Source organism: Mangrovibacterium diazotrophicum (assembly GCF_003610535.1).
Classification (GTDB): domain Bacteria; phylum Bacteroidota; class Bacteroidia; order Bacteroidales; family Prolixibacteraceae; genus Mangrovibacterium; species Mangrovibacterium diazotrophicum.
In genome coordinates this window covers 3,071,719-3,093,320 of the sequence record NZ_RAPN01000001.1, presented here as the reverse complement: position 1 = coordinate 3,093,320, position 21,602 = coordinate 3,071,719, and the positions used below count along the sequence as shown (strand labels likewise).

At 45.3% G+C, this 21,602-nt stretch carries 19 protein-coding genes; 9 read left to right on the top strand and 10 right to left on the bottom strand.

What is annotated here, in order from left to right; translation table 11 throughout:
* Positions 1-51: 51 nt before the first annotated feature.
* The 4 genes from BC643_RS12165 to dusB all read right to left on the bottom strand — a co-directional run bounded on the left by BC643_RS12165 (position 52) and on the right by dusB (position 3,044).
* Positions 52-804, bottom strand: a complete 753-nt coding sequence (locus BC643_RS12165) for a sulfite exporter TauE/SafE family protein (RefSeq protein ID WP_120273345.1) — start codon at positions 802-804, stop codon at positions 52-54.
* Positions 805-1,137: 333 nt separating this feature from the next.
* A complete protein-coding gene (locus BC643_RS12160; RefSeq protein ID WP_147377214.1) occupies positions 1,138-1,473 on the bottom strand; it encodes a YXWGXW repeat-containing protein in 336 nt (111 codons plus the stop codon).
* Between the two features lie 177 nt (positions 1,474-1,650).
* On the bottom strand, positions 1,651-2,034 hold the full coding sequence (locus tag BC643_RS12155; protein ID WP_120273343.1) for a YkvA family protein: 384 nt from the start codon (positions 2,032-2,034) through the stop codon (positions 1,651-1,653).
* Positions 2,031-3,044, bottom strand: coding sequence for a tRNA dihydrouridine synthase DusB (gene dusB, locus BC643_RS12150; RefSeq protein ID WP_120273342.1), 1,014 nt, complete (start codon positions 3,042-3,044; stop codon positions 2,031-2,033). Before dusB ends, BC643_RS12155 begins: the two co-directional genes overlap by 4 nt.
* Before the next feature lie 146 nt (positions 3,045-3,190).
* Between dusB and BC643_RS12145 the strand changes: the two genes are divergently transcribed.
* Complete coding sequence (locus tag BC643_RS12145) at positions 3,191-3,766, top strand: DJ-1/PfpI family protein (protein ID WP_120273341.1); 576 nt, start codon at positions 3,191-3,193, stop codon at positions 3,764-3,766.
* Positions 3,767-4,250: 484 nt separating this feature from the next.
* Positions 4,251-5,249, top strand: a complete 999-nt coding sequence (locus tag BC643_RS12140; RefSeq protein WP_120273340.1) for a CPBP family intramembrane glutamic endopeptidase — start codon at positions 4,251-4,253, stop codon at positions 5,247-5,249.
* 100 nt (positions 5,250-5,349) lie between these two features.
* On the opposite strand, the gene BC643_RS12135 is transcribed toward BC643_RS12140, so the two are convergent.
* From BC643_RS12135 to BC643_RS12125, 3 genes are all read right to left on the bottom strand, one after another.
* On the bottom strand, positions 5,350-6,078 hold the full coding sequence (locus BC643_RS12135; RefSeq protein WP_120273339.1) for a hypothetical protein: 729 nt from the start codon (positions 6,076-6,078) through the stop codon (positions 5,350-5,352).
* A 174-nt stretch (positions 6,079-6,252) separates the two neighbouring features.
* On the bottom strand, positions 6,253-7,245 hold the full coding sequence (gene nadA, locus BC643_RS12130) for a quinolinate synthase NadA (protein WP_120273338.1): 993 nt from the start codon (positions 7,243-7,245) through the stop codon (positions 6,253-6,255).
* Between the two features lie 220 nt (positions 7,246-7,465).
* Positions 7,466-10,105: a TonB-dependent receptor gene (locus BC643_RS12125; protein ID WP_120273337.1), complete on the bottom strand. Its 2,640-nt coding sequence runs from the start codon at positions 10,103-10,105 to the stop codon at positions 7,466-7,468.
* Between the two features lie 699 nt (positions 10,106-10,804).
* Here BC643_RS12125 and BC643_RS12120 point away from each other — a divergent pair.
* The 5 genes from BC643_RS12120 (at position 10,805) to BC643_RS12100 (ending at position 14,226) form a co-directional block, all read left to right on the top strand.
* Entirely contained in the window at positions 10,805-11,269 is a 465-nt protein-coding gene (locus BC643_RS12120; protein WP_147377213.1) for a hypothetical protein, read from the top strand.
* A 59-nt stretch (positions 11,270-11,328) separates the two neighbouring features.
* Complete coding sequence (locus BC643_RS12115; protein ID WP_120273335.1) at positions 11,329-11,664, top strand: PadR family transcriptional regulator; 336 nt, start codon at positions 11,329-11,331, stop codon at positions 11,662-11,664.
* A gap of 41 nt (positions 11,665-11,705) precedes the next feature.
* A complete protein-coding gene (locus BC643_RS12110; protein ID WP_120273334.1) occupies positions 11,706-13,322 on the top strand; it encodes a PspC domain-containing protein in 1,617 nt (538 codons plus the stop codon).
* Positions 13,323-13,412: 90 nt separating this feature from the next.
* Positions 13,413-13,910 (top strand): DUF4252 domain-containing protein, encoded by a 498-nt coding sequence (locus tag BC643_RS12105; protein ID WP_120273333.1) that lies wholly within the window; start codon positions 13,413-13,415, stop codon positions 13,908-13,910.
* Between the two features lie 115 nt (positions 13,911-14,025).
* Complete coding sequence (locus BC643_RS12100) at positions 14,026-14,226, top strand: PspC domain-containing protein (protein ID WP_120273332.1); 201 nt, start codon at positions 14,026-14,028, stop codon at positions 14,224-14,226.
* A gap of 191 nt (positions 14,227-14,417) precedes the next feature.
* Here the strand turns inward: BC643_RS12100 and dcp are convergent, their stop codons facing one another.
* From dcp to BC643_RS12085, 3 genes are all read right to left on the bottom strand, one after another.
* The gene (gene dcp, locus BC643_RS12095; protein WP_120273331.1) at positions 14,418-16,544 is read right to left on the bottom strand and encodes a peptidyl-dipeptidase Dcp; all 2,127 of its coding nucleotides are present in this window, start codon (positions 16,542-16,544) and stop codon (positions 14,418-14,420) included.
* A gap of 164 nt (positions 16,545-16,708) precedes the next feature.
* Entirely contained in the window at positions 16,709-18,061 is a 1,353-nt protein-coding gene (locus BC643_RS12090) for a sensor histidine kinase (RefSeq protein WP_245994928.1), read from the bottom strand.
* The gene (locus tag BC643_RS12085) at positions 18,061-19,425 is read right to left on the bottom strand and encodes a sigma-54-dependent transcriptional regulator (RefSeq protein ID WP_120274257.1); all 1,365 of its coding nucleotides are present in this window, start codon (positions 19,423-19,425) and stop codon (positions 18,061-18,063) included. The genes BC643_RS12090 and BC643_RS12085 overlap by 1 nt, the downstream gene beginning before the upstream one ends.
* Before the next feature lie 221 nt (positions 19,426-19,646).
* On the opposite strand from BC643_RS12085, the gene BC643_RS12080 reads away from it, so the two are divergent.
* Together BC643_RS12080 and BC643_RS12075 are read left to right on the top strand one after the other, a co-directional pair.
* On the top strand, positions 19,647-20,108 hold the full coding sequence (locus BC643_RS12080) for a hypothetical protein (protein ID WP_147377212.1): 462 nt from the start codon (positions 19,647-19,649) through the stop codon (positions 20,106-20,108).
* Positions 20,109-20,252: 144 nt separating this feature from the next.
* Entirely contained in the window at positions 20,253-21,596 is a 1,344-nt protein-coding gene (locus BC643_RS12075) for a TolC family protein (protein ID WP_120273329.1), read from the top strand.
* Positions 21,597-21,602 lie beyond the last annotated feature (6 nt).

Here is a 21,602-nt window from a genome sequence, read left to right as displayed (position 1 = left end):
AAATGAAAGTCTTTTAGGCGGCAATTGCATGCACGAGCTCGAAAATATCGGTTACACCAGTAGCAAAAATGCGGAAAGTGCTGTAATGATGATGACAGCGGCACGGTAGGTTTTATCCGATACAACTTTTACCAGTTTGATCCCGAGAAAGGCGCCAAGTCCGATGGCCGGCAGGGTGATGAGGTCGAGGGTGAGTGACTCCCAGCAGATGGTTTTCCAAATAAAAATGTGCAGCGGAAACTTGCTGTAGTTGACGATCAAGAAGAACCAGGCTGATGTACCGATGAAGCTGTTTTTAGGTAGGTGCATTGCCAGCAGGTAGATGGCGAAAATTGGACCGGCGACATTTCCCATCATGGTTCCGAAACCTCCGAATATCCCCATTCCGGCGGCAAACCACCATTGGTCGGGCATAAATTGTTGCCCTTTTTTTCGGTCGCGCCAAAGCATGAGGCCAATGCAGATGAAAACCAAAACAGCGATGATGTTTTTAAATTGCTCATCATTGACGACTTCGCCAACCCAAAGGGCAAGACCGATGCCTACAAAAGCCCAGGGAATGATTTTCCACAGGTACGACCACTGCGCGTGGCGGCGGTAATAAAGTACGCCAAACAGGTCGGCCATCATCAGGATTGGAAGTAGCACGCCGGTGGATTGTTTCCCTCCGAAGATGATTGCCAGAACAGGTACAACGATCATCGACACACCGGGCACTCCCACTTTCGACATGCCAACGAGAATGGCGCAAAGGCCCATGAGTAGCCACTGAATGAGGTTGAGACCGAGGAAATGTTGTTCCATACTGCTTGTTTTGGATCGCGTAAAGGTAAAAAACATAGCTGATTTTGGGAACGCAGTAGAAAGTCTGGGAGGGACGTTGTAAGGGTGAGAGTTGCAGATGGGCATTGGCTGTGATTGACGTCCAGCTCAAAAAGAAGTAATCGGCTTGCGACTCTGCGTCTTCGCCTCAACGACTTACAAAAAAAGAAGACCGAACACGTCCGGCCTTCTCCATCAATTAAACATTTGAAACAAACAAGCATTGATCAATTTGGAAATATTTTAACCTATAGGTTTCTCTTTCAATATTTCAGTAGACAATCAATCAATTTTATCGGGTGCCAGGCTTGCGAATCACCTGGTGAACCATTTCTTTTTATCTATCCTTTCCCAATGTCCGGGAACCCATTTCCATCCCCGGGGAACTTCTTTCCAGTAGCCCGGTCGCCAAACCTGGTCTTCCTTTTGAGGGACCCATCCGGGTACCACCCAAACGTACATTTTGTTTTGGCGCGACCAAACCCAGTGGCCGGGAATCAGCACATAACCCATACCCGGTTTCGGTGGTGGGATCATGTATTGCTCCGGCGGAGTAGGTTTTGTTTCAACAACCACTTGCGCCGAGCTGTTTTGGATGCTTAAAAGCATCCCCAGCATGGAGAAGAACGCGATCAATGTGATTTTTTTCATGGATGAAGGATTGATCTGTTTGGTAACTTCCAAAAACGATGCCACGATAAATTTTGCTTTGTTAGTTAAAGCTAATAAATGTAAATGATTTGCAAACAGGCTGATAGCCGGAAAGTGTTCCCGCGTTTTGGAAATGGGTGTTTGATGGATGTAACCCGGTGAATGTGAAATCGGCGTCTAGTAGACCTTTTGTTCCAGTTCGTGTATCTCTTCTTTTTTGAGATTTTTGAATAAGCGCTGCAGCTGTTGAAGAGCTTTGATTTTAGTCTCCGGGGTGATGTATTCGCTGATTTGGTTGAGGGCAAAAATCAGCACGCCTAAATCGTCGCTGAATCCCACCAGAGGCGCCAGATCGGGGATGGCATCGGTTGGGAGAATAAAGTAGCCCAGTGCGGCGGTGATGGTCAGTTTGGCCTTCATCGGTACCAACGGATCTTTCATCAAAAAGTATAGGAGAAGGGCTGCATAAACCACCTTGGCGCCGGCTTGCTTCGCCACATTTTGAATTTTGTCCTTGAAGGAAATATCGGTGAAATATTTTTTGTACCCTAAGTCCGTCATTTTAGGCTGACATTTGTATAATCAACCCGCAAGTCGCCGTAGAGTTCAACAATATCCTGCATTATTTTGTCGAGATCTTCAATTTGAGTGGCTTGCAGCATTTTAATCCGGTGATCGCGGAAGTTGTCGATGCCCGGGAAGTAGCGCGCAAAATGGCGGCGCATCATCAAAATAGCGGTGGTCTCGTTGCCTTTCCAATCTGCTGTTACGCGCAGTTGGTCTTTGATTTGAGCAATGATTTCTGCAACTGTTGGTGGCTGCAGAAATTCGCCTGTTTTCAGGTAGTGTTTGATCTCGTTGAAGATCCAGGGGCGACCAATCGCACCACGTCCTATCATCAATCCATCAACACCGGTTTGCTTCAGTAATTCGGCCGCTTTCTCAGGCCCGTTGATGTCGCCGTTGCCGATAATCGGGATTTTAATTTTGGGGCTGTTCTTCACCTCACCAATCATTGTCCAGTCTGCATCGCCGGTGTAAAGCTGGCTGCGGGTGCGTCCGTGGATCGCCAGTGCCGAAATGCCGATGTCTTGAAGGCGTTCCGCTGCTTCCAGTATCACCTTGTTGTTTTCGTCCCAGCCCAGGCGGGTCTTGGCGGTCACCGGAAGCGACACGCTCTTCACAACCTCGGCAGCCATTTGCTGCATCTTGGGCAAATCCTGAAGCAGGGCCGAGCAAGCACCTTTCTTCACGATCTTCTTCATGGGACAGCCAAAGTTGATGTCGATGAAATCGGGTTGCAGTTCTTCGGCAATGCGGGCGGCATTGGCCATCGATTCAATATCGTAACCGTAAATCTGGATGGCGATGGGGCGGTCGTCATCTTCGAGTTCCATTTTCAGGCGGGTTTTCTCCACATCGCGTATCAGCGCTTCCGACGAAACAAACTCGGTGTACAGCACGTCCACACCATTTTGCTTGCAAATATGCCGGAACGACTTATACGTCACATCCTCCATCGGCGCCAGAAACAGCGGCGTTCCTTCCAATTCAATCGATCCAATCTTCACGTTTACCTCACTTTATTTGGCTGCAAAGATAACAGTTTATGGCATTGGTGAATAGCCTGTCGAAATAATGAAAAGTTTTCTCGCTTTTTCGTCACTTAACAGAAGCTGTCACGTAGTTAAAGCTGTCAACCTTAAACAGAAAACCAATGAAGAAGATTTTATTTTTAACAGGCGATTTTACCGAAGATTACGAAACCATGGTACCGTTCCAAATGTTGGAAATGCTGGGTTATGAAGTGCATGCTGTTTGCCCGGGGAAGAAGAAGGGACAAACGGTTAAAACCGCCATTCACGATTTTGAAGGCGATCAGACCTACTCGGAGAAACCGGGACACAATTTCAGCTTGAATTACAATTTTGATGATGTGGTTGCCGCGCAGTACGATGGTCTGGTGATTCCAGGAGGGCGTGCCCCTGAATATTTACGATTGAATGATAAATTGTTAGGCATGGTTCGTTACTTTTTTGAACTGAACAAACCAGTGGCGGCCATTTGTCACGGAATTCAGATTCTGACTGCTGCAGGCGTTGTTCGTGGTCGGAAACTGACGTGTTACCCGGCCGTCGGTCCGGAAGTTAATTTAGCAGGTGGTGAATACCAGGATATTGCCGTTAGTGATGTTTACGTTGAGGGTAATTTGGTGACTTCGCAGGCGTGGCCGGCACATGCCAAATTTATTCGGGCTTTTGCCGATTTGATGGGCGCAAAGATCCAGATCTAGTCATTTCGTTAGTGCAGAATATCAACGGCGCGGTCTGCCGAATCCGCATAGAAAAAAATATTTTAACGCCAGGCTTTATGGAGAGAACAACGAATCGATTTTTGGTGTAATTTTCAACGAAATAACAAGTGTTTTTTAGTATTTGATTTAGGGTAAATTTTAAATGAATACGTTATGACAAAAGCACACGATGCGAAGAAGACGGTAAAAAAAGAGCCAGTCAAAAGTCTGAAAGAAAAGCGGCTGGAGAAGAAGGAAAAGAAAGCCACGAAATCAAAAGCTTGAATTGTGGCTGTATCATTTGGAAGCGATGCTTTGGGTTGAACCCCGGGGCATCGTTTTTTTTTTTTTTAAGTGAGTTTTTAGTTACGAGTTATGAGTTTTGAGTTGGTTGCCGGAGACTTCGACTGATCACTGGGACTAACCACTGATCACTGACAACTATTTTCTATATTTGGGAATTGAATAAACGCAAATCAATCTTATGGCTTTTACTGCATTTCGGGGAATGGGTTCTGTTTCCCAGTTTTTCATGGCCCTGTTTGTTGTTTTGGTATCGGTTATCGTTACAATGATTGTTGCCACGCTGGCTGCAATTCCTTTGTTTGGGCTTGATTTGATGCTGAATACGCTGACGCAGGCCGACCTGGATAATCCGCAACATATTGAGGTTTTGAAATATTTGCAGGTTGTGCAGTCGATCGGGATGTTTGTTTTGCCACCCTTTATTATCGGAGCTCTTTACTGCGGCGATTTCGCTGAATATTTGTCGATGCGCCGTCCGATGAATTGGCCTTTACTGATGATTGCGATTCTTGCACTTTTGGTTGTGACACCTTTCATATCTGTGGTTGGTTATTTGAATCAGCAGATGAGCTTACCCGATTGGCTTTCGGGGGTAGAAGAGTGGATGCGAAGCATGGAAGATCAGGCGGAAGTTGCCATTCAGAAATTTATTGAAGTAAAAACCACCGGAGGTTTGCTGTTCAACCTATTTATGATTGCTGTGATTCCGGCACTGGGGGAGGAGTTTTTATTCCGCGGCGTGATTCAGCAAATCTTCACCAAAATGACCCGCAATTACCATTGGGGAATCTGGATTTCGGCTTTCCTGTTCAGTGCCTTGCACATGCAGTTCTTCGGTTTTGTGCCTCGTATGCTGTTGGGGGCGATGTTTGGTTATTTCCTGGTGTATAGTGGCTCAATCTGGATTCCGGTTGCAGCACACTTTGTGAACAACGCGGTTGGCGTATTGACGCTTTATAGCGCGACCAGTGGTGAAAGCGAATTGGAGAAAGTAATGGATCCGGATTTCTCGGCCGGGATTTCCTATTACTGGCCGATTGCGCTAGTCAGCATGGCAGCTACGCTTTGGTTGGTTTATCGCATGAAAAAGATGCGGGTTGATGTAGTGCCTGCAGGCCTGGCGGAAGAATCTGATTTTTATTACCCTGTATCCGATATCGACGAAACAAAAAAATAGTCATTCACTATTCTTAGAATAATAAATGACCATTAATGACTATGATTGACAACAATGATTGTTGCGTGACGTGTTGTCGTTTTGTTCTTGTGAGCCAGCCCTAAAACAGGTTCGTTTGCAGCTTGTCGGCTTCCATCTTTTTCAATTCGGACGGGCGGTAAACGTAAGTCACACCGTAGTTGGCTGCTTTGTCGCGCTTCACATCATCCGGAAGAAGGGCAAATTTCTCTTCAACTTCGTTCCAGACTTCCTGAATCAGTTTGTCCGCTTCGTCGCGGATTTGGTTCATTTGGTCCGAGGCACGGTTGGTAATATTTTGCAGCATTTTCTGATGGCGGTAGGCCTCAATAAACGATTCAAAATGAACTTTAACCAAGGCTATTGACGGGCTGTAGATCGGGCTTCCACCCTGCATACAGCGTTGTTGTTCGCCTTTGATAATTTTTTCGCCCCATTCCAAAACGTCCTTTTCCAGGTTTAATGCCGGCAAACGTTGTGTGTTCGGATCCAGTCCGTAGTATTTCCGAACGTCGGGCTTCATTTCTTCCCGGATAATGGCAAAGGACATCACCTGGATGAAGTGGGTCAGGTATAGTTTCGATTTTTTAAAGATCTCTCCGTATTCGCGCGATTTGTCAAATTGGTTTTGTTTGGCCGCATTCAACTGTCGGATAGCACCCGACAGGCGAGGGTAGATTGATTGGAGTTTCTCCAGACTTAAATAGCTAAAGGCGAGATCTTTTATAGGCACTCGCTTCCCTTTCTCCAGAGCGGCTTCAATCGCTCGCATCCGGGCTTGATCTGTGTTCGGTAACCTTCTGTACGGCATAATCGCATAATTTTCTGTTATTACGAAGTTACGAAATCAGATAGGGGCCTTAGACTGTTCGCAAAAAAACTAATTAACAAATCACTGTTCAAAAACCTTTGTAACCCATAGGTTTACAGCGCTTGCTGGCAAGAGTTGAATTGTGTTGATAAAAAAAGGGGACGATTTTGTCCCTTATTTTGAGATTTCAAGCATGCGTTTAATTGGCTTCTGTGCTTCGGCAATTACTTCGTCAGGAAGTTGAATTTCAGGTTGTTCGTGTTTCATGCAGACGTACAGTTTTTGTAAACTGTTGAGTTTCATGTACGAACAATCGGCGCAGGCGCAGGTTGAATCGTTCGAAGGTGCCGGAATGAAAATTTTATCCGGGCAAGCTTTGTTCATTTGATGCAAAATACCGCTCTCGGTCGCTACAATGAATTTTTTCGACGGACTATCCTGCACATATTTTAACAGTGAAGATGTTGATCCGATGTGTTTGGCCAGCAGCAACACCGGTTTTTCACATTCGGGATGAGCAATGAACTCGGCATCCTTGTGTTCATCCATCAGGTCGATGATCTTTTCAACCGCAAACTGCTCGTGAACCATGCAGGCGCCATCCCACAAAACCATGTCGCGTCCGGTCAGGCTATTCAGGTAATTCCCCAGGTTTTTATCGGGCGCAAAAATCAGTTTCTGGTCTTTCGGGAAACTCTCAACGATTTTCACTGCGTTAGACGAAGTACAAACCACATCGGTAACCGTTTTCAGGTCGGCAGTACAGTTGATGTACGAAATGACCTTGTGGTCGGGATATTGAGCTTTGAATTCTTTGAATTTTTCGATCGGAGCAGATTCGGCCAAAGAGCAGCCCGCTTTCAGGTCGGGCAAAATCACTTTTTTCGTTGGATTGATAATCTTCGCAGTTTCGGCCATAAAATGCACGCCCACAAAAACAATCATATCGGCTTCTGTTTTGGCCGCTTCCTGTGCCAGTTGCAAGCTATCGCCAACGTAGTCGGCAATGTCCTGCAAATCGCCTTCAACATAGTAATGGCTAAGAATAACAGCGTTCTTTTCCTTCTTCAAACGGTTAATTTCTTCAACCAATTTCAGTTTCGGATTAATTGGTTCAACAATGTGGCCGTTTTGTTCCAACATAACTTGTATCTGTTCTCTTTCCATTTTGTTTGCTCCTTGTGCTTTAAAAAAATGTGGGCGCAAAATTACAAATTCCTATTCAAAAAACACATAACAGGCTGAATTGTTTTCCAGCTAAGGGGTTCAAAATTTTGCGGTTGGGTATAGGTTTTTGCCCTTGTTCAAGTGCAATTTGGTAAAAAGAAAGAGGCTTTCCCAATCGGGAAAACCTCTTTTGTATGTGGTCTGAAATAGCTTTCTGTAATTAGAAGTTGTATCTCAAAGCAACGTTAAACGTTGTTCCCAGTCCGTACATGTAACCGTAAGAGTCTTTTTGAGTGAAGTACTCCTTATCGAACAGGTTGTAAACGTTAGCTCTCAGGTTGAAGTTACTATTGGCCAAATTGAATTTGTAAGTAGCTCCCATGTTGATCAGTCCGTAGCTGTTAATTTCTTCCGGTTCATATGATTCACCGTTCAATGAAGCTTCAGCTACATCAGCAGCATCAACATCTTCGTACAGCTTGTCGTAGTAGTTCCAGTCCAAATCAACGATGAACTTGTTCATGATGATGTCGTAGCTGGTTGAAATACCTCCTGAGAATTGAGGTGCACTACCAACTTTTGAACCTGTCAGGTCAATTTCGAAGTTGTCAACTACAGAAGAAGTGTTTTCATCTCTTACGTTAACCGGAGTTGATCCGTCGTATTTCCAGTTGCCGATTGAGGTGTAGGCTTTAACTAACCAAGCTGCGGTTGGGCGGTAGCGAAGATCCAATTCAACACCCGAGTGAACTTCACCAATGTTTGGCATCAGGTAGTCTACATCAGTGTAAGTTACTCCACCTACTGTATAGTCAGAGCCACTTGATGATTCGAAACGATTATCCCATTTTGTGTAATAAGCGTTCAAATTTAATTTGAATTTTGCCAGTTCCAGTTTGTAACCGCCTTCAATGCTGAAAATGTGTTCGTTGTCAACAGATGTGTCATACTCTGTTTCGTCATCATAGTTTGTGAAGATAGCATCGCGGAACGGTTGACGAGAATATTGGCCGATGTTCGCGAAAACTACGTTTTGCGCGTTAATAGAATAAGACAACCCACCTTTGATGTTGTAACCCATCTTGTTTACAAAGTCAGATTCTTGTTCAGTTGTGAAGTTACCGCGGTCAATACCTTTGTATTGTTGGTTTGACGCTGCCGCCTGCACAAAAATAGAGAATACGTCGTTGTTCCATTCTGCCTGACCGAAGATACCTTGGTAGTTAATTACCTCGTCGTAGTCGTAGTCAACTCTTTCGTCTTCATCAGCATATTTGAACAAAGAAGCCCATGGATTTGGATTGAAAGTAGCTGAAACTACACGTGTTTCACCCGCGAATGTTTCAGAACGGCCGTCCATTCCAAGCAAGTCAGTAAGTTCGCGGAAGTGTGTTCCCTTATAGAAACGGAAGTCTGCACCAACGTTGGCAGTAAAGTTTTCGCTGATTTTGTTTTCGTAGTTGGTTACCAAACCATACCAGTTGTGGTTGTTTACAGAAGCTCTCAGCAACATACCGTTGTATCCGCTAGCGATGCCACCGCTGATTGTTCCGTTATAGTCAACCACAGCGTCCCAGTCGATGCGACCGTTTGAAGCATAACCACCAGTGATATAACCCGGAGAGTTTCCATAGTTACCGGTACCACCACCACGCCCCCAAGAGGCGTACAATACGGTAGACAGGTTTGATTTGTCGTTAATGCTCCAGTCCCAGTTGAAGTTCATTACCGGTTTGTGGTAGTAGTTTCTTCTCATTGACAGGTATTCGCCATCAAGGAAGCCATAGTTTGAGTTTCCTTTTTTACCTAATATGTCGTAACCAGGAGTTTTGATATTTGTGCCACTATAAACAGTTGTCAATGACTTTGTATAGTTTTGGTCGTGCCATTGAGGAGAACCTAATAATAACAGGTTGAATGTTGAGGCACCGGCTTTTTTACCAATAGAAATAAAGTAGTTTTGACCTTTACCTCTTGTACCATCAAAGTATTTGCGGTCACCTTTCCAGTAGTCAAACATCATTGAGAAACCCCAACCTTTATCGTTGATACCTGTATTGTATGCGATTGTTCCTTTTGCATAACCGTTGTCGCCGCTCATCAGACGAACGTAACCACCTTTTTGTTTTTCTGTCGCTTTGGTTACAATGTTTACTGTACCACCAACAGAAGAGATGGCCAATTTCGAAGAACCCAAACCGCGCTGTACCTGAACGGCGTTGGCCATATCAGTCATACCTGCCCAGTTCGACCAGTACATCAAACCATCTTCCATACCGTTGATTGGCTGACCATTCAACAAGAAGGCTGTGTTTGCCTGGCTAAAACCGCGCAAGAACATTTTTGAGTCACCGAAACCACCACCCTGGCTGGCTACATAAACAGAGGGCGTGTTTTTCATTACTTCAGGGAACTCAACGTTACCAACAGCTTTCGATTGAATTTCCTGAATTGTAATGGTCGAAACAGCAATCGGAGTTTTGCGGTCTTCTTCCATGTCGATTACCCCTTTACCAATTACCACGAGTTCGTCCATGGCAATGGCGCTTGCTTCTAATTTAACGGTACCCAGATCGGTTGTTTGGCCGTTTGTTACAGTTACCGTTTTTGCAAAAAGATCGTACCCGATGAACGAGATTTGGATCGTGTTTTTTCCTTCAGGAAGCGTCATTGAGAAATTACCATCGAAATCGGTAATTGTACCGTTAGTCGTTCCTGCTTTTACGATGCTGGCTCCAACCAGTGGATCGTTTGTTTTAGAATCTAAAATTTTACCTTTTACTGTCCCCTGAGAAAAGGAGACCAATGAGATTAAGCCGAATAAGGCTAGAAAGACAAGCTTTAAAAGTTGTGTTTTCATAGAATGTAAGTGTAAGTATTAGTGTGAATTACTTCCAAGTTAATTCATTTGTAATTCAAATGTTTGCTGTTTAGATCTGTTTTTATCAACCGTTCATCAACAGTTAATATTTGAGATTGAGTTAGGTAGCTTGTTTGGTTAACAAAGGAACCCACTTATAATGAAAGAAATGTTAAGCAACGGTTAAGGATAGAACCAATTTAAATAAGAGTTAACACGACGGGAAACGCTAAAATATTAAAGAATGATGACGAAAATCTCGGTGTTTTTATTACCGGATTTTCATGTTTTAAAGGTATTTCAAAGATTTTCTCACCGGTTTCATTGACCTCTGAATCCCTAATAGTGATCAATTTTCATTGAAAATCACTGTCTTCGTCAAAAATCCAGAAATTTTTATTACTCATTAAGATGCAGTAAAACAGGTGCTTAGTGGTTTTGGCTAAAAATATTTTCAAAAAATATACTACTATGTATTGCAAAGTAGCTTTTAATGGTTGTATATTTGTAATACCGAATTCAGGGTAAAGAATAGAAATAGTTTTAAAAAAGTTCTATATCAAGTGTAACGAAACAGAAAAGCAGTCGTCTTAAAGACAGAAACAACAATAGAAACAGAAACAGACAAAGTCTCAAAGCAAAACGAAACAGAACAATTAAACATCAAGAAAACAAACGAAACAAGCAGGAGGACACATCATGAAAACTAGAAACAACACAACAGGACACAGAAACAATCAATTATCAGGAGTATTGTTACGTGCAGCAGCCGTTTTGGCTAGCGTAGTTTTATTGAGCTTCACCGTAAGCGCACAAGATCTTTGGAAAGAATTATTGAGTTACAACAGTTTTGGTAAAATGGCTTTAATCCTGGTTGATGAAAGCAACGCCGGTGAAGCCACTGAACTTCCGACTACAGGCAACACTGCTGCATTTTCAATCAACGAAGAAACCGATTCACCTTTGACCGTTGAAAGCTGGATGACCAACGACGAATATTTCGGAGCATCTAACATTTTCAACCAGGTTGCACAAGATGAAAAACTGGAAATCGAAAGCTGGATGACCGAAGCTGATTACTTTACCAGCCGCTATGCAAAAGAACTGGACGAAGAATTACCAGTAGAGGCTTGGATGTGCGACGCGAGCTTCTTCAATAACTAAAAGAGGGTATAAGAGCGAACGAAAGAGAATATAATACTGACGAAGAAAGGGGAGTAACTATGAAAATTGAGAATACAAAAGCACAAATGCGTAAAGGGGTTTTGGAGTACTGCATCTTGCTGGTGCTGGATGGCAAGCCCCTCTACGCTAGTGACATCATTGATGAGCTGAAAAATTCGAAGATGATTGTCGTTGAAGGAACACTTTACCCGCTGTTGACCCGGCTTAAAAATGACGGTCTGCTGGCCTATCGCTGGGAAGAATCAACACAGGGACCGCCGCGAAAATATTACGAGTTGACCGATGAAGGAAAGCAATTCCTGGAAGGACTGGGCGAATCGTGGAGTGAATTGGTTGACGCTGTTGAAACGATCAAATCGCGAAAAGCAGTATAAAGAGAAAAGGGAACAAAACTGAATACACAAAATACGAAACAATGAAAAAGACATTCACCATAAATATTAGCGGCAGTGTTTTTCACATCGATGAAGATGCTTACCAAAAACTGCAAAACTATTTGCACATGCTGACGGCCCATTTCGGGGCGGATGCTGACGGCCGCGAGATCCTCCAGGATATTGAAGCCCGCATTGCGGAGCTCTTCAGTAAAAAAATGGAAACCGAAGAAAAAGATGTGGTTATTGAAGAATGGGTTGACGAGGTAATTGCCCGCATGGGTAAACCCGAAGACTTTCTGGAAGCCGAGGGCGAAGAGGTTGACGAAGAGAGCAAAGAAAAAGCCGATTCGCAACCAACCCAGGAACGTGTTAAACGCCGCATGTACCGCGATCCCGATCACCGCGTTTTAGGTGGTGTTTGCTCGGGTATGGGTGCTTATTTCAGCATCGATCCGGTTATTCTTCGCATCATCTTTGTGATCTTACTGTTCGCATCGTTCGGAACAGCGCTGATTATCTACATTGTACTGTGGATTGCTGTACCGAAAGCGAAAACCACTGCTCAACGATTGGAAATGCGTGGACAGGAGGCTACCGTATCCAACATAGAAAAGTCGATAAAGGAGGAAGTAAAGGAAGTGAAAGAAAGTTATAATCGCTTCCGGAGTTCCGATTCGTATAATAAAGGCCGTGAACACGTATCGCGTTTTGGCGAGATTGTTTACAGCGTGTTCAAAGTATTTCTGAAAATTCTGGGCGTTGTGCTCGGAGCCCTGATGATCCTGATCGGATTCCTTGGTTTGCTCGGCTTCATCATCTCCATGGTGGTCGGTCACTCCGTTGTAAGTTCGGCACCGTGGATCAGCCACTGGGGAGGGCACGTTGTAGTACCCGAAATGGCGCACTTCTTTATTGCACCAACATCGATTACCATTTTGATGATCGCGATCGCATTCCTGGTAGGCATTCCTCTGTTGGCCATTCTTTATATCGGAACCAAAATTGTCTTCCGCTATAAATCGAATAACAAAATCATCCTGCTGTCTGGTCTTGGCGTGTGGTTGGTAGCATTGATCACTGTTGTGGTTGTATCGCTGAGCCAGGTGGACGATTACAAGGAAAAGACAACCGTTAGTCAAAGTGTGGTACTGCCGGAGCAAAACATGAAGACACTTTACCTGGAGCTGAATGCCGACGACTACCGCGCAGCTTACAAACGCTCACTCGATCTGGACCGCATGAAGCTGGTGGAGAAAGACGGCGAAGCCATGTTACTGGGACGTCCGCGCTTCGATGTAGAAAAGAGCAATACCGACGATTTTGTTCTGATTGTTCGTAAGAAATCGCGTGGAGGCAGTGAAGAAGAAGCCAATCAGCAAGTACAGGAAATTGTCTACAACTTCACGCAGAAGGACTCTACCTTAACCTTCGACCCGTACTATACTTTGCAGGAAGGCAAACGCTGGTTGGGCCAGGAAGTTGACCTGACACTGAAAGTACCCGAAGGAAAAGCCATCTACCTGGATGACGATATGGTAAAAATCATCTATGATATCGAAAACGTATCGAACACCTGGGATGGTGATATGGTTGGGAAATACTGGGAAATGAAGCCGGATGGCTTAACAATGAAAGAAACAAAAGCAAACGAATAGATCATACCCGATTTTGTGTCCTGAAGTTTTGTTCCCGGAGGGCGGCTTCGGCCAAACTCCGGCAGGACACTAACCTTAAAAGCCGAAAACATGAAAACACGAATAAGCATTCTTTTAATCCTGGTCTCCCTTTTTGCGGGTGGCAGCCTGATGGCACAAAGTAAGTCGGATAAGTTGTTCGATACCTTCCGGAACAAACCCGGCGTCATTTATTTTGCCTTCAATAAGAGTATGAACGACGCCTTCAATATTGATTTGGATGATCAAGGGAAAAACGTTGAGGGCGATATTCAGGAAATTCGTTTCATGACCTACAACCCGGAGAAAGGACAGTTGGGCGTGAAGGAATTCTGCCGGAAGTCAAGCGATCTTCTGCCTTCAGCCTACAAGTTGGTTGAGAGTAACGAAAGTGATAACGCTCAAATCTGGATGCTTGGAAACAACAAAAAGGCCACGGAGTTTCACGTGCTGGTTGGCGGTGATGAAGAGTCGGACCTGTGCTTCTGGATTTCGTTTTACGGCGACTTCAAAGTGAAAGACCTCGATGGTATCAAGGAAATAGGTCTGGATATGACCGCGCATAAATAATTATCAGATTGACAGATGTTCGGATTGTTAGATTTCAGAAAATCGAACAATCGAATAATCCAGCAGTCCAAAGATCCAATAATCTGGTAATCCAACAATCTAAAAAACTAACACTATGAAACGACTTATAAAATCTTACGATCGTGTATTGGCCGGCGTTTGTGGCGGCATTACAGAATACATCAGCCCGGAACTGGATCCGTTGATTGTCCGGATTCTGTGGGGAATCTTCAGTTTTTTCAATCCGTTCCTGGTTCTCGTTTACGTGATTTTGGCCTTGGTTATGCCTAGTCCGCAGGTTATTGAATCGAAATAGATACGCACAGCAATAGTTTTTTATCAATTAAACAGGAAGCAAAAAGAAATCCGGTTCTCCCGAAAGAGACCGGATTTTCTATTGTGTGGTTGAATGTCATTCCGAAATTTTCCGACTGGTGAGGGGTGTTTCGGAATTGTGTTATAGTATCAGAGGTCGAAACCTGTCCGGCCTCACTATATCCGTCTATATTAAAGTAAGCCGCGGTTTTTCAGCAATGGCTTAATGTCCGGGTCACTGCCGCGGAAGTCGCGGAACATTGTTCCATAGTCTTCAGTACCGCCGCGCGAAAGGATCATGTCGCGGAAGCGCTGTCCGTTTTCTCGACTCAGTCCGCCGTTTTCTTCAAACCAGGCATAAGCGTCGTTGTCCAACACCTCGGCCCAGCAGTAAGCGTAGTATCCGGCAGCATAACCGCCACCCCATACATGTTTAAAGTAGCTTGAGCGGTAGCGCGGAGGAACTTGCTCCAGGTAAGCGCCGTTCTTTTTCAATGCAGCAACTTCAAAAGCGTCAGCATCTTCTACATTTTCGTCGGTGCTCAAGGTGTGCCATTCCATGTCGAGGATGGCAGCTTCCAGGAATTCGCTGAAAGCATAACCTTGGTTGAACGTTGCTGATTTCTTGATTTTTTCAACCAGCTCTTTCGGCATTGGCTCACCGGTTTTATAATGTTTGGCATAGTTCGCGAAAACAGTTGGGTACAATGCCCAATGCTCGTTAAACTGCGAAGGAAGCTCCACAAAGTCGCGCGATACGTTAGTGCCTGAAAGGCTTGGATATTCCTGGGCAGCAAATAATCCGTGCAATGCATGTCCAAACTCGTGGAACATGGTCGTTACATTGTCGTAGCTGATGAGTGCAGGTTCGCCCGGGGCTGGTTTCGGGAAGTTGCACACATTGTAAATTACCGGCATGTCGCCCAGTAATTTCGATTGCTCTACGATGTTGCCCATCCAGGCACCACCCGATTTGTTGTCGCGTTTGAAATAGTCAACATAGAACAGGCCGATAGCAGAACCATCCTCGTTGAAGATTTCGAACACGCGCACATCGTCAGCATAAACAGGAATGTCTTTGCGCTCTTTAAAGGTGATTCCGTACAACTGAGTGGCCGCGTAGAAAACGCCGTTTTCCATCACATTGTACATTTCGAAATAAGGTTTGATCTGGCTTTCGTCCAAATCATATTTTTCTTTGCGAACTTGTTCTGCATAGAAATCCCAGTCCCATGGTTCCAGCTTGAAACCACCGTTTTGTTTGTCGATCAGTTTCTGAATGTCGGCTGCTTCCACTTTAGCTTTGGCGCTTGCATCCGGTGCCAGTTGCTTCAGCAATTTCTCGGCGGCATCAGGTGTTTTTGCCATTTGGCTTTGCAGTTTCCAGGCGGCGTAACTTTCGAAGCCCATTAGTTGAGCTTTTTCTGCGCGAAGTGCTGCCAGGCGCTCAATCATTTTGCGGGTATCGTTTTCGTCGCCTTTTTCAGCGCGGTTCCACGATGCTTCGAACAGCTTTTGGCGTGTTTCGCGGTTTTTCAGCGATTGCAATGCCGGTTGTTGCGTGGTATTCAGAATTGGAATCATGTATTTACCTGCCATGCCAGCGCCTTCAGCTTTTTGTGCAGCTGCGGCAATTTCAGCATCTGAAAGGCCATCCAGCTCTTCTTTGGTGTCCACAACCAAAGCTCCATCTTTGGCAGCTGCCAACATGATGTTGGTAAACTTCGTATTTAGTGTTGCTTCTTCAGCGTTCAGCTCTTTCAATTTGGCTTTTGCCTCATCGGTAAGGTTAGCGCCGGCTAGCTCGAACTTCTGAAAATAGTATTCGACCAGCTTTTTCGATTCTGCGTCCAATCCCAAATTTTCGCGGTTTTCATAAATCGCTTTTACACGCTGAAACAGTTTGTCATTCATGTAAATGGCATCCGAGTGTGCAGCCAGTTTTGGTGCCTCTTCCTCTTCAATGCGTTGAATTTCAGGGTTGGTGTAAGCACCCGACAGCAATCCGAATACGCCGTAGGCGCGAGTCAATGTTTGGCCGCTTTTTTCCATGGCAACCAAAGTATTCTCGAAAGTTGGTTCTTCCGAATTGTTGGCAATCGCTTCAATTTCGGCGATGTGTTCTTTCATTCCTTGCTCAATGGCAGGCTGAAAGTCTTCGTTTTTGATTTTGGTGAAATCCGGAGCGCCGTATGGCAGGCTGCTCTCACTCAGTAACGGATTTGCTTCCATTGCTTCTGTTTTAGATTGTTTGTTTGTGCCGCATGCTGCCACGCCAAGTGCCAGCAAAACGACCGGAACATAAAGAACTCTCTTCATAGACTAAAAGTTGTAAGTATATCCACGATTAATTTTATGCATTGGTCGTATCCGGGGCGAATTCATTACAGTTTGTGTTGAAAAATGAATGAAGCCGGACATTTTTGACCGCACGAAATTCCAGATCTGTTCTTTTTGAAAGATGGATGGATATCAGGTTTGGGCTAGCCGAAGCGAAGCGTAAAACTGGTTTCCTGGCCGGGAACTGAACTGGCTTTCAGGCTTCCACCGTGCAGACGCATAATTTGGCGCGACAAGCTTAGTCCGATGCCGGAGCCGTTTTCGCGGGTGGTGAAAAAGGGCACAAAAATTTCTTCCATCAAATCGGGTGGAATGCCCGGGCCGTTGTCGCGAACTACAATTTCGACCTGTCCCGATGAGGTTTCCCGGCCAATCAGTTCAATCTCGCCGGTTTCCTGTTTGTCCAGCGCTTCAACGGCATTCTTGACCAGATTAATCAGTACTTGCGAGATCAGTTTTTCATCAGCCAAAACCAGCAGTTTTTCCGATGGACGTTTAACGGTAATACGGGTATGATCGTCGGGGAGGGCGGCGCGGCGAAGCAGTGCCGTTTTCTCCAACAGGTCCGATACCGAGACCAGTTTTTTCTCGGGCTTGGGCAGGCGGGTGAATTTGCGGTACGACTCCACGAAGTTGATCAAACCTTTGCCTTGTTCTTTAATAATGTCCAATCCGCGGATGGTATTTTGGATCAGTTTGTCGCTCACTTCCGTGGTCGGGATTGGCTCGCCGTCCTTTTGGTAGTAGTTGCTCAGGCTTTCGGATAGCGAGGTAACCGGTGCAATGGAGTTCATGATTTCGTGGGTGAGCACGCGAATCAGTTTTAACCACGAATCCAGTTCTTTTTCGTCCAGCTCGCGGTTAATGTCTTGTATTGAAAGTAGCCGAAGGTGGTCGTTTTGGTTTTTAAAGGCTCCCGATTTAATCAGTAAAGTTGTGGTTCCCTGTTTGCCGGTGTATTGCACCAGTTTTTGTTCGTTGGGTTGAATCTGCTGGAGCATTTGTGCCAGTTTTTCGTCCACTTTTTCCAATTGCTTCAGGTGGGTAAGCTGCTCCAAGCCAAACAGTTTTTTCAGACTTTGATTGGCATGCAGCACAAAACCTTTTTCGTTGAAGGACAGAATGCCGGTACCGACCTGTTCAATCAGCGCTCGGAAATAGTGTTCCTGCTGCTGCGAGTCGATCTTCACCTCCTGAATGTATTCGTTAATCAGCTGCATATTTTGGTGCAGGCTCCGGATGATGGCACTTTTATCACGCGGTTCGAAGTTTTGGCTGAAGTCTTCATTTTTGATCGACTCGAAGAAGTAGTTGATGCGCTCCGTCACCTGGTTTTGGTAATGAATGAGATGACCGATCTGAAATAGTAAGGCAACGCCGAGCAAAACAGACCACAGGATGTGCTGACCAGTGAAAACCGACCAACTCAGGGCGAAAGCCCACGCAGCGACCAGCGCTGCTTTTAGACCAACTTGAAACCGGTAAGATCGAAACATCAGAGTCCGAATTTTTTCATTTTGTTGTACAAGGTTTGACGGGTTATTCCCAGCATGTCAGCCGCAGCACTGATGTTGCCGGGACTTTTGTCAAGTGCTGCCAATATCAGGCGTTTTTCCATGTCTTCCAGTTTCAGCGTATCCGCGTCGCTTTTGATCCCGGTAACAGGGCGCAGGAAAAAGTCGTCCGCTTTTAGCACGTTGTTCTCACCTAAAATTACAGCTTTTTCAATACTGTGCTCCAGCTCGCGGATATTTCCCGGCCAGTTGTATTTCAGTAGTTTTTCCTGGGCTTGGTTGTTTAGCTTCAGCGATTGTTTGTCGTATTTCCAGGCATATTTCTTCAGGAAGAAATCGGCCAAAACAAGGATGTCGTTTCCGCGATCACGCAGTGGCGGAATTTCGATCTGAATGGTGTTGATCCGGTACAGGAGGTCTTCGCGGAACAATCCTTTTTCGACCAGCTCGGGCAGGTTTTTGTTGGTGGCGCAAATCAGGCGGATATCCACGGGAATGGGCTGGTTGGAACCGATACGGGTAATTTCGCGGTTTTGAAGCGCTGCCAGTAATTTGGCCTGCAGGTGGAACGACAGGTTTCCGATTTCATCCAGGAATAACGAGCCTTTATTGGCCACTTCGAACTTGCCGGTTCGGTTGTCGCGTGCATCGGTAAAAGCACCTTTTACGTGGCCAAACAGCTCGCTTTCAAACAGCGACTCACTCACGGCTCCCATGTCCACACTTACCAGCATTTCGTTGTTGCGGTTCGACAGGCGGTGAATTTCGCGGGCGATCAATTCTTTCCCGGTGCCGTTTTCTCCGGTGATCAGCACATTGGTGTCGGTTTTGGCAACCTTGCGAACAATGTTCAGCACATGCATCAATTCGGGCGATGAGCCGATAATGAAATTGTCTTCCTTGTTAATCACCTTTTTCAGCTCTTTCTCTTTTTGCTGCAGGCTTTTTACCTGGTTGCGCGACATGCTCAATTGAACAGCGGAACGGACCGTCGCCAGCAGTTTGGTATTGTCCCAGGGTTTTAAAATGAAGTCGGTGGCTCCCGATTTCAGGGCTTTCACTGCCAGTTCAACATCGCCGTAGGCTGTGATGAGTACCACTGAAATTTCCGGATGATTTTCCTTGATCTGGTTCAGCCAGTAAATGCCTTCGTTGCCGGTGTTCACGCCGGCTTTAAAGTTCATATCCAACAACACCAGGTGATAGCAGCTTTTGCGCAACTCACTCACCAGTTGGTTGGGCGATGAAAGACATTCAACCTTGTCAAACTCGGGCGTCAACAAAAAGTCGAGCGCACTGAGTACACTTTTATTGTCGTCGACAATCAGAATATTCCCTTTCGGCATTTTTTCTTTCAAAGTTAGACTATGGTCAGATTGGATTCAATAATGTGTAAAAAAATAGTACACTTTTTTGTCAATATATTTTACAAGACGATTTTGCGTGTCTGGGTTAAGTTTCAGGTTGTCAATTGTTTGTCGTTTTGGTATTGCCTTGGATATGCATTTGGTACACCGGCTTCAGAAACCGGAAACATCAGAAACAAAAGAAACAAGGAGACAAGACAATGAAAACAACAATTTACAAACGAAACAATTCAGGCAGCCAGTTTCGAAATCACATTTTGCGGATTGGTGCTTTGGCAGCCAGCATGGTGTTATTCAGTTTTGTACTGTTTGGACAGGACGATTGGCAAAAGCTTTTAAGTTACAGCAGCATGGGCGAAATGGCTCGCATTATGGTTGCAGAAAATGAAAAATTGGACGAGACACCGGCAACCACAAACACTGAAATCGCAAACTTTGAATTGAACGAAGAGAGCGATCAGGATTTGGAAATTGAAAGCTGGATGACGGACGCCGGGTTCTTTTCAAGTTTCAATATTGAAGAAGCAGCCGAACCTGAGTTGAACCTGGAAAGCTGGATGAATTCTGACCTTTACTTTCAAAATTACCAAGTGGCAGAAAATGACTGCGAGCTGGAAATTGAAAGTTGGATGACCGATGAAGACTTTTGGGCGGTCAAATGAGTGCCCGGAAACTGTAAAAATAGTTGACAGGCGATTGTCAATATATTTGACGAGAAATGACGCTCTTGAAAGTTAGATGATAGAAAACCAGTTGGTTATGATTTTGGCACTGTTCTCGATACAGTTAAACTGAATGATTGAATTATGAATCGAACCAAATCCATCTTATTTGCTCTGAGTCTCGGTTGCCTGCCGGTAGCGATGCAAGCAGCCGAGCCCTGGAGTTTGAAGCAATGCATTCAGCATGCCGTTGCAAACAACCTGGAGCATTACCAATACCAGTTGAGCGAACAGTCGTCGGTTATTTCGTCGCGGCAGGCTAAGCTGAATCTGCTTCCTTCCATATCGGCATCGTCGGGCGCAGGAATTAGCTATGGTCGGTCAGTCGATCAAACTACCTACGATGTGGTCAATACCGATTACTTCAGCAGCTCTTTCGATTTGGGAGCGAGTGTGGCTGTTTTCCAGGGCTTCGTTCTTCAAAATAAAATTGGCTATGCCCGGTACATGCGCGAAGCTGAACGTTGGCAACGCGTGAATCACGCTGACGATTTAGCCTTCAATGTGATGACTGCCTATTACAATGTAGTTTATTATGAGGGTTTGGTAGAGATCGCCCGCGAGCAACTGGAGTTGTCGGAATACAATGTTGAGAAAACCGAAAAACTGATAGAAACAGGCCTCAAAGCCAAAACGGATCTGGCAGAGATGCAGGCTACTTACGAGAAGGAAAAGCTGAACCAGATGCAGGCGGAAAATAAAGTTGAGGAATCCCGCCTGATGCTTGTACAGTATTTAAATCTGCCAGTCGGGCAGTCGATTGACGTGCAGAACAATGCTGATTCGCTGCTTTTTTTCGATAACCAATCTGACGCTGACTCGCTCTACGAGGCTTATGTGGCGCAGTCTGCTTATGTGAAAATTGCCGAAGCCCAGCTGAATGCCGCGAATAAACAAGTCGCCATTACCCGCGGGCAATACGTGCCGGCACTGTCATTAAAAGCGTCGGTTGGTAGTAGTTATTCCGAAACCGATCTGGATGCTGGTGGAAACATCATCCCGTTTCGCACACAGCTTGATAATAACCTGGGGCAATATGTCGGGGCATCCTTGTCAATTCCGATTTTCGCCAAAAACCAGTTGCGAAGCAATGTGCAGCAGGCGAAGCTGGAACGGGAGCAGGCGCAGACCGAATTGGAAACTTACCGGCAGGCCGTGTATTACGAGTTGATGAATAACAGTCGCGAATTGGATGCGCTGTTTCAACAATACACGCAAACCGGCAAACAATACGAAGCTGAAGAACTCGCTTACCGGGTAGCGCAACGCAAGTACGACGAAGGAATCATGAATGTCATCGATTTGCTGACGGTGAAAAACCGCTTGGCCGAAGTAAAAGCATCGCGCCTGCTGGCTCGGCTTCAGTTTATCATGAAAGATAAAGTGATTGAATTTTATAAAGGCAATCGCTTCTGGGAAGAAGAATAGCGGGGC